The sequence below is a fragment of the Cupriavidus sp. HPC(L) genome, from assembly GCF_000307735.3.
GTDB lineage: Bacteria > Pseudomonadota > Gammaproteobacteria > Burkholderiales > Burkholderiaceae > Cupriavidus.
In genome coordinates this window covers 1-11,246 of sequence record NZ_AMPR02000064.1, presented here as the reverse complement: position 1 = coordinate 11,246, position 11,246 = coordinate 1, and the positions used below count along the sequence as shown (strand labels likewise).

Below are 11,246 nucleotides of genomic sequence, written 5' to 3'. Positions count from 1 at the left end.
GATCGCCGCCGGCGATGCCGGAGCGGCACGGCAGGCGGCGCGCCGGCATCTGGAGGCGGCCGCGGCGCGCATGGGGCTCGAACTGGATTGACCGCAAAAGACGAGGAAGCCGGTAGCGCGATCGCAGTCGCTGTCCCGCATTGGCTCCCTCGAAGAAGCAACGAAGAAGCAACGAAGAAGCAAGCAAAGCAAGGGAAGCAACGATGGAAACAGTGGATTGCGTGGTAATCGGCGCCGGCGTGGTGGGCCTGGCGGTCGCGCGGGCGCTTGCGCAGCAGGGGCGCGAGGTGGTGATCCTGGAGGCGGAGAACACCTTCGGCACGATCACCAGCGCGCGCAACAGCGAGGTGATCCACGCAGGCATCTACTACCCGGCCGGCTCGCTGAAGGCCAGGCTGTGCGTGCGCGGCAAGGCGATGCTGTACGACTATTGCGCCAGCCACCAGATCGCGCACCAGCGTTGCGGCAAGCTGATCGTCGCGACCAGCGCGGCCCAGGTCGCCACACTCGAAGGCATCCGGGCAAAGGCCGCCGCCAACGGCGTCGGCGATCTGCGGCTGCTGTCGCGCGAACAGGCGCTGGAACTCGAGCCGAATCTGCAGTGCGAGGCGGCGCTGCTGTCGCCGTCGACCGGGATCGTCGACAGCCACGGCGTGATGCTGGCGTTGCTGGGCGATGCCGAGCGGGCCGGCGCGATGCTTGCGGTGTGTTCGCCGGTGCAGGCCGGCGCCGTCACCACCGACGGCATCGTGCTGGAAGTCGGCGGCGACACCGCGACCACGCTGCTGGCCCGCACCGTCGTCAATGCGGCAGGGCTGACGGCCCCGGAATTGGCCCGCCGGATCGAAGGCATGCCGGCGGCGCATGTCCCGCCGCAGTTCTACGCCAAGGGGTGCTATTTCACGCTGGCCGGCCGGGCGCCATTCTCGCGGCTGATCTACCCGGTGCCCGAGGCGGCCGGGCTTGGCGTGCATCTGACGCTGGACCTGGGCGGCCAGGCCCGTTTCGGCCCGAATGTGCGATGGATCGACGAGATCGAATATGGCGTCGATCCGCACGATGCCGACAGCTTCTATGACGAGGTGCGGCGCTACTGGCCGGCGCTGGCGGACGGGGCGTTGCAGCCGGGCTATGCCGGCATCCGCCCGAAGATCAGCGGCCCGGGCGAGCCGGCCGCGGACTTCCGCATCGACGGTCCGGCCGTGCACGGCGTGCCCGGGCTGGTCAATCTGTTCGGCATCGAATCGCCGGGGCTGACGGCGTCGCTGGCGATTGGGGAGGCGGTGGCCGCGATCGCGGGATAGGACTGGAGAGAGGGTGGCGGCGATCGCCGGATAGAGGCGACGCGCCCGGAATCAAGCTCCCCTCTCCCGCTTTGGCGGGAGAGGGGTTGGGGGAGAGGGCACGGGCAGTTGCAAGACCAGCGTGGTCAGCCACTGGTGACGCCCCTTGCCCTCTCCCCCGCCCCTCTCCCGCAAGCGGGAGAGGGGGCGAAAACCTGCCGCTCCGCCCTGCGCCTTGGGACCGTCTCCCGCCAGCGGGAGAGAGGGGAAACCCCGCCGCTTAGCCCTGTCCCTTCGGCGCCTGCGCCGGGATACGCGGCGTCTCCACCCGCACGTCGCCGCATTGCGCGCGATGGCGCAGCGCGTGGTCCATCAGCACCAGCGCCAGCATCGCCTCGGCGATCGGCGTCGCCCGGATGCCCACGCACGGGTCGTGGCGGCCGAAGGTCTCGACCGTGGCGGCCTGCCCCGCCTTGTCGATCGATTCGCGCGGCGTGCGGATGCTCGAGGTCGGCTTGATCGCCAGCGACACGGTGATGTCCTGGCCGGTCGAGATGCCGCCCAGCACGCCGCCGGCATTGTTGGTGCGAAAGCCCGCCGCGGTCAGTTCGTCGCCATGGACGCTGCCGCGTTGCGCCACGCTGGCGAAGCCGGCGCCGATCTCGACGCCCTTGACCGCATTGATGCCCATCATCGCGTGCGCGATATCGGCATCGAGCTTGTCGAACAGCGGCTCGCCCAGACCCACCGGCACGCCGCTGGCCACCACCTCGATGCGCGCGCCGACCGAATCGCCGTCGCGGCGCAGCGCGTCCATATAGGTCTCCAGCTCGGGAACGATATTGGCGTCGGCGGCGAAGAACGGGTTGCGCGGCACTTCCGCCCAGTCGGTAAACGGCACCTGGATCTCGCCCAGCTGCGACATATAGCCCCGGATCTCGGTGCCGTACTGCTCGCGCAGCCATTTGCGCGCGACCGCCGCGGCGGCCACCACGGGCGCGGTCAGCCGGGCCGACGAGCGGCCGCCGCCGCGATGGTCGCGGATGCCGTATTTCTGCCAGTAGGTGTAATCGGCGTGGCCCGGGCGGAAGGTCTCGACGATATTGCCGTAGTCCTTGCTGCGCTGGTCGGTATTGCGGATCAGCAGGCAGATCGGCGTGCCGGTGGTCTTGCCCTCGAACACGCCCGACAGGATCTCGACCTGGTCCGGCTCCTTGCGCTGCGTCACGTGGCGCGACGTGCCCGGCTTGCGGCGGTCCAGGTCGCCCTGGATATCGGCCTCGCTCAGGCTCATGCCCGGCGGGCAACCATCGACCACCGCGCCGATGGCGGGTCCGTGCGACTCGCCGAAGGTGGTGACTGTGAAGAGCAGGCCGAGGGTATTGCCGGACATGATGAAAACCACGCAGGAATTGGGAAAGGCCTACATTGTACGGCCTGATGTGACACTGGACGGCACCGCACTGCGGCGCCGGCTCGGACGCCGCGGGCCCTCGCCTATCGCCATTCGCCGCGCAGCCCCTGCACCACCTGCTGCAGGCCTTCGGGGGTGGCCTGCTCCGGCGCGATCGGCTCGCCGACCACCAGTTCGAGCCGGCTCAGGATGCCGCGCCGGAACGGCCGCGTCATCGCCGCCCCGCCCTTGCGCGAGAAAAAGCTGCCCCACAGGCCGCGCAGCGCCATCGGCACCACCGGCACCGGCGTGCGGCGCACGATCTGCTGCACGCCCTGCTTGAACGGATTGATGTCGCCGCTGGCGGTGATCTTGCCCTCCGGGAAGATGCAGACCAGTTCGCCGGCGGCCAGCGCCCGCGCGACCTCGTCGTAGGCGTGCTTCAGCGTCTGCGGGTCTTCATGCGCCGGGGCGATCGGGATCGCGCGCGCCTGCCGGAAGAACCACGACAGCAGCGGCACGCGAAAGATCCGGTGATCCATCACGAAGCGCACCGGCCGCGGGCTCGCCGCCATCAGCACCACCGCATCGGCGAAGCTGACGTGATTGCAGACCAGCACCGCCGGCCCCTCGGCCGGAATCCGGTCGGTGTGGATCCGCTTGAGCCGGTACACCGTATGCACCAGGATCCAGGCGACGAAGCGCAGCAGGAATTCCGGCACCAGCGAATAGATGTAGATCGCCACCGCGGCATTGAGCAGCCCGACGGCCAGGAACAGCTCGGGGATGCTGTAGCCCGCGCCGGTCATCGCCATCGCCAGCAGCGCCGAGGCGATCATGAACAGGCTGTTCAGGATGTTGTTGGCGGCGATGATCCGCGCGCGATGCGTCGGCGCGCTGCGGCTCTGGATCAGCGCGTACAGCGGCACGCTGTAGAAGCCGCCGAACATCGCCAGCAGGAACAGGTCGGCCAGCACGCGCCAGTGCGCGGGCTCGGCGATGAAGGCGGCGATGCCGCTCAGCGCCGCCGGCGCCTGGCCGCGGCTGGCAAAGTACAGATCGATCGCGAACACCGTCATGCCGATCGAGCCGAACGGCACCAGGCCCAGCTCGACATGCCGGCCCGACAGCCGCTCGCACAGCAGCGAGCCGACGCCGATGCCAACCGAGAACACCGCCAGCAGCAGCGTCACCACGCTCTGGTCGCCGCCGAGCACGGTCTTGGCGAACGCGAAGAACGAGGTCAGGAAGGTCGCGCCCAGGAACCACAGCCACGAGATGCCCAGCAGGCTCAGGAACACGGTACGGCTCTCGCGGGCCAGCATCAGGTTGCGCCAGGTCTCGGTCACCGGGTTCCAGTTCAGCTTCAGGTCCGGTTGCGGCGCCGGCGACAAGGGCACGCGCGACGCCGCCACGCGGCCAGCGATCGCCAGCGCCACGCAGGCCGCGCCGATATAGAGCGTGGCGGGAATGCCTTGCCGTGCCGCCGCTCCGCCCACCGCCGCCAACTCGCCGCCGAGCACGGTGCCGAGCAGGATCGCGACGAAGGTTCCCATCTCGACCAGCCCGTTGCCGCCAACCAGCTCGCTATCTTCCAGGTGCTGCGGCAGGTAGGCGTACTTGACCGGGCCAAACAGCGTCGAATGCAGGCCCATCAGGAAGGTCGTCAGGTACAGCAGCGGCGCGCTATACCAGGCGAAGCCCGCCAGCCCGACCAGCATGATCGCGATCTCGAGCGATTTGACCAAGCGGATCAGCCGCGACTTCTCGATCTTGTCGGCGATCTGCCCGCTGGTGGCGGAGAACAGCACGAACGGCGCGATGAAGATCGCCGAGATCAGGAAGGCCGCGCTGGCCCCGTCCACGCCCTCGAAGCGCGCGGTCTGGTAGGTCACCAGCGAGGTGAACGCGACCTTGAACACGTTGTCGTTCATCGCGCCCAGGAACTGGGTCCAGAAGAACGGCGCAAAACGGCGCTCGCGCAGCAGGCGGGACTGGCTCGATTGGCTCATGGATCGGGGAATGGCGCGGAGGGTGGCGCCAACGGTGGCGCAGAACGTCCAGGCGCGATCGCGGACGCGGAGTCGGGATTCGAACAGGTGGGAGCCGGGCGGGCGGCACCGCGATGGCCCGCCCCTCGCCGGCGGGACCGCTTCAGCTGGCCTTCTCTTCCGGCCAGTCGCGGATATAGGCCTTCAGCATCCGGTTCTCGAAGCTCTGCTCCTCGACCACGGCCTTGGCCACGTCGTAGAACGAAATCACGCCCATCAGCGTGCGGCTGTCGAGCACCGGCATATAGCGGGCATGGCGCTCGAGCATCATCCGGCGGACCTCGTTGACGTCGGTCTCGGGCGTGCAGGTCAGCGGCGCGTCGTCCATCACGCGGCGGATCGTCGCGTTGCCGACATTGCCGTTGTTCGAGGCCAGCGTCTGGATGATCTCGCGGAAGGTCAGCATGCCGACCAGCTCGCCGTACTCCATCACGACGAGCGAGCCGATGTCGCGCTCGGCCATCGTGGTGACCGCCTCCAGCAGTGACGTATCCGGCTTGACGGTATAGAGCGTATTGCCCTTGATCTGCAGGATGTCGCTGACTTTCATAATGGTCTCCCCTCGATGATGCCGGTGCGGCGGGCATCGCCTGCCTGAACCGCCCGAACCGCGTGGCTGCGCAGGCTTTGCGCGCCATCCGCGATAGATGGGCCGATGCTAGCCGAAAGCGGGCGCCCAAGTAAAGCCGGAGCCCTTCGGCGCCGCGCGGTCCGCCGCCGGCGGCCAATGCTACGATGCAGGCCGGCACATCCGCATGCCGCCGGACGTTCGCCCCGCGCAAGCGTGCCGGTACCGGCCGCTGTCAGACGGCTTCGCTGGAACCACGATGCAAGGAGACACGAAAGAGACCATGTCCGATACCCGTTTCGATACCCTCGCGCTGCACGCCGGCGCCGCGCCCGACCCCGCCACCGGGGCGCGGGCCACGCCGATCCACCTGACCACCTCCTTCGTGTTCCGCGACAGCGAGCACGCCGCCTCGCTGTTCAACATGGAGCGCGCCGGCCACGTCTATTCGCGCATCTCGAATCCGACCGTGGCCGTGTTCGAGGAGCGCGTCGCCGCGCTCGAGAACGGCGTCGGCGCGATCGCCACGGCGTCGGGCCAGGCCGCGCTGCATCTGGCGATCGCCACGCTGATGGGCGCCGGCTCGCATATCGTCGCCTCGTCCGCGCTGTACGGCGGTTCGCACAATCTGCTGCACTACACGCTGCGCCGCTTCGGCATCGAGACCACCTTCGTGCAGGCGCGCGACATCGACGCCTGGCGCGCCGCGATCCGGCCCGAGACCCGGCTGCTGTTCGGCGAGACGCTCGGCAATCCGGGCCTGGACGTGCTGGACGTCCCGACGCTGGCCCAGCTGGGCGACGAACATGGCATTCCGCTGCTGGTCGACTCGACCTTCACCACGCCCTATCTGCTGCAGCCGTTCGCGCACGGCGCGGCGCTCCTCTACCACTCGGCGACCAAGTTCCTCGGCGGCCATGGCACCACCATCGGCGGCGTGCTGGCCGAAGGCGGCAACTTCGATTTCGAGGCATCCGGGCGCTTTCCCGAGCTGTCGGAGCCGTATGCGGGCTTCCACAACATGGTCTTCACCGAGGAGAGCACCGTCGCGCCCTTCCTGCTGCGCGCGCGCCGCGAGGGCCTGCGCGACTTTGGCGCCTGCATGAACCCGATGGCGGCGTGGCAGCTGCTGCAGGGGATCGAGACGCTGCCGCTGCGGATGGCGCGCCATATCGACAACGCGCGCCGCGTGGTGCAGTTCCTGGTCTCGCACCCGATGGTCGAGTCGGTGGCCTACCCCGAGCTCGAATCGCACCCGGACCATGCCATCGCCAAACGGCTGCTGCCGCGCGGCTGCGGCGCGGTGTTCAGCTTCAACCTGAAGGGCGACCGCGCCGCCGGCCAGCGCTTCATCGAAAGCCTGACGCTGTTCTCGCATCTGGCCAATGTCGGCGACGCGCGCTCGCTGGTGATCCATCCCGCCTCGACCACGCACTTCCGCATGGATGCCGCGGCGCTGCGCTCGGCCGGCATCGCCGAGGGCACGATCCGGCTGTCGATCGGCCTCGAAGATCCGGACGACCTGATCGATGACCTGAAGCGCGGACTGAAGGCGGCGCAGAAGTCGATGGAGAAAGGCAGCGGCGGTGGCAGCGGCACTGCCGGCAACAAGACCAACGGAGGGAACGCCTGATGTACCTGAACGTCGATGGCCAGCGGGCCTACGCCTATACCGGCGGCAAACCCTTCGATCCCGCCCTGCCCTGCGCCGTGTTCGTGCACGGCGCCCAGAACGACCACAGCGTCTGGGGCCTGCAGACACGCTGGTTCGCGCATCACGGCTATTCGGTGCTGGCCGTGGACCTGCCCGGCCACAACCGCAGCGAGGGGCCGCCGCTGGCCACGGTCGAGCAGATGGCCGACTGGATCGCCGCGCTGCTGCGAGCGGCCGGCGTCGGGCAGCCCGCGCTGGTGTTCGGCCACAGCATGGGCTCGCTGATCGCGCTCGAATGCGCGGCGCGCCATGCCGGCGCGGTGCGCGCGATCGGCATGCTGGCGACCGCCTATCCGATGAAGGTGTCGGACGCGCTGCTCGATGCCGCGCAGAACCGCGAGCACGAGGCCATCGCGATGGTCAATGCGTGGTCGCATTCGAGCCTGGCCAACAAGCCGTCGGCGCCCGGTCCTGGCTTCTGGATGCATGGCGTTGGCCAGCGGCTGATGGAACGGGTCGGCCGCCGCAATCCGCAGGGCCAGGTGTTCCATACCGACTTTGCCGCCTGCAACGCCTACGCCAACGGCGAGCGCGCCGCGGCGGGCCTGCAGTGTCCGGCGCTGGTCGTGATCGGCAGCAAGGACATGATGACGCCGGCGCGCTCGGCCCGCGCGCTGGCGTCGACGATGCCGCGCGCCAGCGTGGTCGAAGTGCCCTGCGGCCACGCGATCATGGGCGAGAAGCCCGACGAGGTGCTGGACGCGCTGGCGGGCTTTGCGCGGCGCGTGATGGCGAGCGGCGGTTAATCGCCCACACCGTCGTCCCCGCGAAAGCGGGGACCCAGTGGCTTGAAAAGACGCTGGGTTTCCGCGTCCGCGGGAACGACGCGATATCCCCCCTCAGACCTGCCCGTGCCAGCCGGGCGGGACCACCTCGAGCGTGCGGCGCTGCCCCTCACCCGCCGGCGTCTGCGGCGTCTGCGGTGGCGACATCGCGCCGGTGTCGAAGATCTCCTGCAGCGTCTTGTCGAGCATCGGGTTCTCCAGCACGCCGCGCAACGCGTCGGCGCCGTGGAGCAGCTGCGCCACCGCGGTGCGCGGCAGCCGCGGCAGGTTCAGCACCAGCCGGTCGTGCAGCAGCCGCAGCGGCACGCGCGCCGGGTCGCACAGCAGCGCCCAGTGCGCCTGGCCGCGATGGTGCTGCAGCTTGCCGACCAGATGCATCGCATTGAGCTTGCCCAGCAGCACCGCCAGATAATCGGCCTCGACCCGCAGCTTGCGGCCCAGGTCCAGTTCGCCGACGCTGCGCGGCGCCTGCTCGCGCGCGCGGTAGAGCACGTACAGCACGCCCAGCGCATCGTAGAACTCGCTACCGGCAAAGGTGCGGCGGCGCCAGTAGCCCTGCCGCACCACCGGCAGGTTGGCCGCGATGGTGGCGCCGAGCAGCGTCACCAGCCAGCTCAGGTAGATCCACAGCAGGAAGATCGGCAGCGCGGCGAAGGCACCGTAGACCGCGGTATAGGTCGGGAAGCGCGTGACGAAATAGCCGAAGCCGCGCTTGGACAGCTCGAATGCCAGCGCCGCCACCAGCCCCGCGAGAATGGCATCGCGCCATTCGACATAGGCGTTGGGCACGGCCGTATAGAGCAAGGCGAAGGCGATCGCCGACAGCAGCACCGGAGCGAGGCTGACCGCAAAGCCGACGCCGAACGGCATCGTGCCGACATAGCCGGCGGAGATCGAGATCAGGTACGAGCTGATCGACAGGCTGCCGCCGATCAGCACCGGGCCGCACGTCAGCACCGCCCAGAACACCAGCACGCGCTGCGCGAAGCGCCGCTTCTGCTTGACGCGCCAGATCGCATTGAGCGCGTCCTCGACCGTCAGCATCGTCAGCACCGCGGTGACCATCAGGCCGACCAGGCCGACCGCGGTCAGGCCCTTGGCATTGCGCGCGAATTGCCCCAGATAGCCGGTGATCGAATCGGTCAGATTGCCGGGAATCAGGTTCTGGAACAGGAAGCCTTCGATCGCGTTGCGAAAGTTCGCGAACATCGGGAACGCGGCGAGCAGCGCGAACGCGACCGTCAGCACCGGCACCACCGACAGCACGGTCGTGAAGGTCAGGCTGGCCGCGACCTGCGGCAGGCGGTCCTCGCCTGCGCGCCGCGCGGCATAGCGCAGCAGCGCACGCAGCTTCTGCCAGTTCCATTCGCGGCGCAAGCGCGCGAGACGGTTGGTGCTGCGGGACAGGAGACTCGGATGGGACATGCGGGACAAACTCCAGGGCGGCGGGCGCCGAGCCCGCCACTATAATACGCCGGTTGCCCTGCATGGGATGCCCATGCGCCCAAGCGCGGATCGCCGCGCGCGCCGCAGCGCATGTTGCGCGCAATGTAACGCCCGTCCCGTTCCTGCCTGCCCTTCCGCCCTCATGTCCGACATCCTGGTCCTCTACTACAGCCGTCACGGCAGCACCCGCAAGCTCGCCGAACTGATCGCCACCGGCATCGACAGCGTGCCCGGCGCCCACGCGCGGCTGCGCACGGTGCCGCCGGTCTCGACGGTGTGCGAGGCCACCGCGCCGGACATCCCCGCCGACGGCCCGCCCTATGTCGAACTGCGCGACCTGCACGAGTGCATCGGCCTGGCGCTCGGCAGCCCGACCCGCTTCGGCAACATGGCGGCGCCGATGAAGTACTTCCTCGACGGCACCATCGCCGAATGGCTGTCGGGCACGCTGACGGGCAAGCCGGCCTGCGTGTTCACCTCGACCGGCAGCCTGCATGGTGGCCAGGAAACCACGCTGCTGTCGATGATGCTGCCGCTGCTGCATCACGGCATGCTGGTGATGGGACTGCCCTACAGCGAACGCGGGCTGATGACGACCGTGGGCGGCGGCACGCCTTACGGGCCGAGCCATCACGCGCTCGGCGACAACAGCCGGCCGGTCAGCGAAGACGAATCGGCGCTGGCCATCGCGATGGGCAAGCGGCTGGCACAGACCGCGCTGCGGCTTGCCGACCACGCCTCCGCCAACGGAGCGTCGCGATGAACCCGGCCGACCCGCGCGACGACGCCGCGCTGCACAGCCCGCTGCTGTACCGGCTGAGCATCGCCAGCCTGCTCGCGCTGATCGCGCTGTCGATCGCCTGGGAATGGTTCCTCGCCCCGCTGCGGCCGGGCGGCTCCTGGCTGATCGTCAAGTTCGTGCCGCTGCTGCTGCCGCTGCGCGGCATGCTGACGCGCAACCGCTACACGATGCAGTGGTCGTCGATGCTGATCCTGCTGTATTTCACCGAAGGGGTCGTGCGCGCCACCAGCGATCGCGCGCCGTCGTCGTGGCTGGCGTGGTGCGAGGTCGCGCTGACCGTGCTGTTCTTCTTCGCGACCATCTTCTATCTGCGCCCGTACAAGCGCCGTGCGCGTGCGCAGGCCAAAACCCAGGCCGACGCAGCGGCTTCCACGCAGGCACGGCACTGAACCGCCGCGCCGTCTTTATCGGCGCTCCCATCGACGCTTCCTCCGACCCGACCCGACCGCCAACGCCATGACGCAAGCCCCGACCGACGCCCGCCTCCACTCCTTCCTGTCTTTGTGCCGCGCCGCGCTGGGGCCGACGCATGTGCTGACCGAAGCCGAGGACAAGGCGGCCTATCTGACCGACTGGCGCCGCCGCTATACCGGCGATGCGCTGGCCGTGCTGCTGCCGGGCACCACCGACGAAGTGGCCGCCGCGGTGCGCGCCTGCCACGCGCACCAGATCGCGATCGTGCCGCAGGGCGGCAATACCGGCCTGTGCGGCGGCGCGACGCCTGACGGCGCACAGCCTTCGGTGGTGCTGTCGCTGAAGCGCCTGAACCGCATCCGCCAGGTCGATCCGCTGAACAACACGATCACGGTCGAGGCCGGCGCGATCCTGCAGCAGGTCCAGCAGGCCGCCGCCGAGCACGAGCGGCTGTTTCCGCTGAGCCTGGCCGCGGAAGGCAGCTGCACGATCGGCGGCAACCTGGCCACCAATGCCGGCGGCACCGGCGTGCTGCGCTATGGCAATACGCGCGAGCTGTGCCTCGGGCTCGAGGTCGTGACCGCCAGCGGCGAAGTCTGGAACGGCCTGCGCGGCCTGCGCAAGGACAACACCGGCTACGACCTGCGCGACCTGTTCATCGGTGCGGAAGGCACGCTGGGCGTGATCACCGCGGCGGTGATGAAGCTGTACCCGGCGCCCCGTGCGCGCGTGACCGCGCTCGCCGCCGTGGCCGACCCGCGTGCCGCGCTGGCGCTGCTGGCGCTGGCGC

General features: G+C 69.3%; 10 protein-coding genes. 6 read left to right on the top strand and 4 right to left on the bottom strand.

Annotated features, from left to right (window positions below; genetic code table 11):
- The first annotated feature begins 140 nt into the window (after positions 1-140).
- The gene (locus B551_RS05435) at positions 141-1,304 is read left to right on the top strand and encodes an NAD(P)/FAD-dependent oxidoreductase (protein WP_256364478.1); all 1,164 of its coding nucleotides are present in this window, start codon (positions 141-143) and stop codon (positions 1,302-1,304) included.
- Between the two features lie 259 nt (positions 1,305-1,563).
- Here the strand turns inward: B551_RS05435 and aroC are convergent, their stop codons facing one another.
- From aroC to B551_RS05420, 3 genes are all read right to left on the bottom strand, one after another.
- Positions 1,564-2,676 carry a chorismate synthase gene (aroC, locus tag B551_RS05430; protein ID WP_006578182.1) on the bottom strand — a complete coding sequence of 371 codons (1,113 nt, stop codon included), beginning with the start codon at positions 2,674-2,676 and terminating at the stop codon, positions 1,564-1,566.
- Between the two features lie 104 nt (positions 2,677-2,780).
- On the bottom strand, positions 2,781-4,688 hold the full coding sequence (locus B551_RS05425; protein WP_006578181.1) for an MFS transporter: 1,908 nt from the start codon (positions 4,686-4,688) through the stop codon (positions 2,781-2,783).
- Positions 4,689-4,830: 142 nt separating this feature from the next.
- The gene (locus B551_RS05420) at positions 4,831-5,277 is read right to left on the bottom strand and encodes a CBS domain-containing protein (protein WP_006578180.1); all 447 of its coding nucleotides are present in this window, start codon (positions 5,275-5,277) and stop codon (positions 4,831-4,833) included.
- A gap of 301 nt (positions 5,278-5,578) precedes the next feature.
- Between B551_RS05420 and B551_RS05415 the strand changes: the two genes are divergently transcribed.
- On the top strand, positions 5,579-6,928 hold the full coding sequence (locus tag B551_RS05415; protein WP_006578179.1) for an O-acetylhomoserine aminocarboxypropyltransferase: 1,350 nt from the start codon (positions 5,579-5,581) through the stop codon (positions 6,926-6,928).
- Positions 6,928-7,755 (top strand): alpha/beta fold hydrolase, encoded by an 828-nt coding sequence (locus B551_RS05410; RefSeq protein WP_023263631.1) that lies wholly within the window; start codon positions 6,928-6,930, stop codon positions 7,753-7,755. Before B551_RS05415 ends, B551_RS05410 begins: the two co-directional genes overlap by 1 nt.
- Before the next feature lie 93 nt (positions 7,756-7,848).
- Here the strand turns inward: B551_RS05410 and B551_RS05405 are convergent, their stop codons facing one another.
- Entirely contained in the window at positions 7,849-9,219 is a 1,371-nt protein-coding gene (locus B551_RS05405) for a YihY family inner membrane protein (protein WP_006578178.1), read from the bottom strand.
- Between the two features lie 163 nt (positions 9,220-9,382).
- Here B551_RS05405 and wrbA point away from each other — a divergent pair, with 163 nt between their 5' ends.
- From wrbA to B551_RS05390, 3 genes are all read left to right on the top strand, one after another.
- Positions 9,383-10,003: an NAD(P)H:quinone oxidoreductase gene (gene wrbA / locus B551_RS05400; RefSeq protein ID WP_006578177.1), complete on the top strand. Its 621-nt coding sequence runs from the start codon at positions 9,383-9,385 to the stop codon at positions 10,001-10,003.
- Positions 10,000-10,431: a DUF2069 domain-containing protein gene (locus tag B551_RS05395; RefSeq protein ID WP_006578176.1), complete on the top strand. Its 432-nt coding sequence runs from the start codon at positions 10,000-10,002 to the stop codon at positions 10,429-10,431. Before wrbA ends, B551_RS05395 begins: the two co-directional genes overlap by 4 nt.
- A 67-nt stretch (positions 10,432-10,498) precedes the next feature.
- Positions 10,499-11,246: FAD-binding oxidoreductase (locus tag B551_RS05390; protein ID WP_023263630.1), on the top strand; the 748-nt coding region annotated here is incomplete at its 3' end.

Excerpts from the sequence above, each read along its gene's own strand:
- B551_RS05420 (WP_006578180.1), bottom strand. The coding sequence starts at position 5,277 with ATGAAAGTCAGCGACATCCTGCAGATCAAGGGCAATACGCTCTATACC.
- aroC (WP_006578182.1), bottom strand. The coding sequence starts at position 2,676 with ATGTCCGGCAATACCCTCGGCCTGCTCTTCACAGTCACCACCTTCGGC.
- B551_RS05410 (WP_023263631.1), top strand. The coding sequence starts at position 6,928 with ATGTACCTGAACGTCGATGGCCAGCGGGCCTACGCCTATACCGGCGGC.
- B551_RS05405 (WP_006578178.1), bottom strand. The coding sequence starts at position 9,219 with ATGTCCCATCCGAGTCTCCTGTCCCGCAGCACCAACCGTCTCGCGCGC.
- wrbA (WP_006578177.1), top strand. The coding sequence starts at position 9,383 with ATGTCCGACATCCTGGTCCTCTACTACAGCCGTCACGGCAGCACCCGC.
- B551_RS05395 (WP_006578176.1), top strand. The coding sequence starts at position 10,000 with ATGAACCCGGCCGACCCGCGCGACGACGCCGCGCTGCACAGCCCGCTG.
- B551_RS05415 (WP_006578179.1), top strand. The coding sequence starts at position 5,579 with ATGTCCGATACCCGTTTCGATACCCTCGCGCTGCACGCCGGCGCCGCG.
- B551_RS05425 (WP_006578181.1), bottom strand. The coding sequence starts at position 4,688 with ATGAGCCAATCGAGCCAGTCCCGCCTGCTGCGCGAGCGCCGTTTTGCG.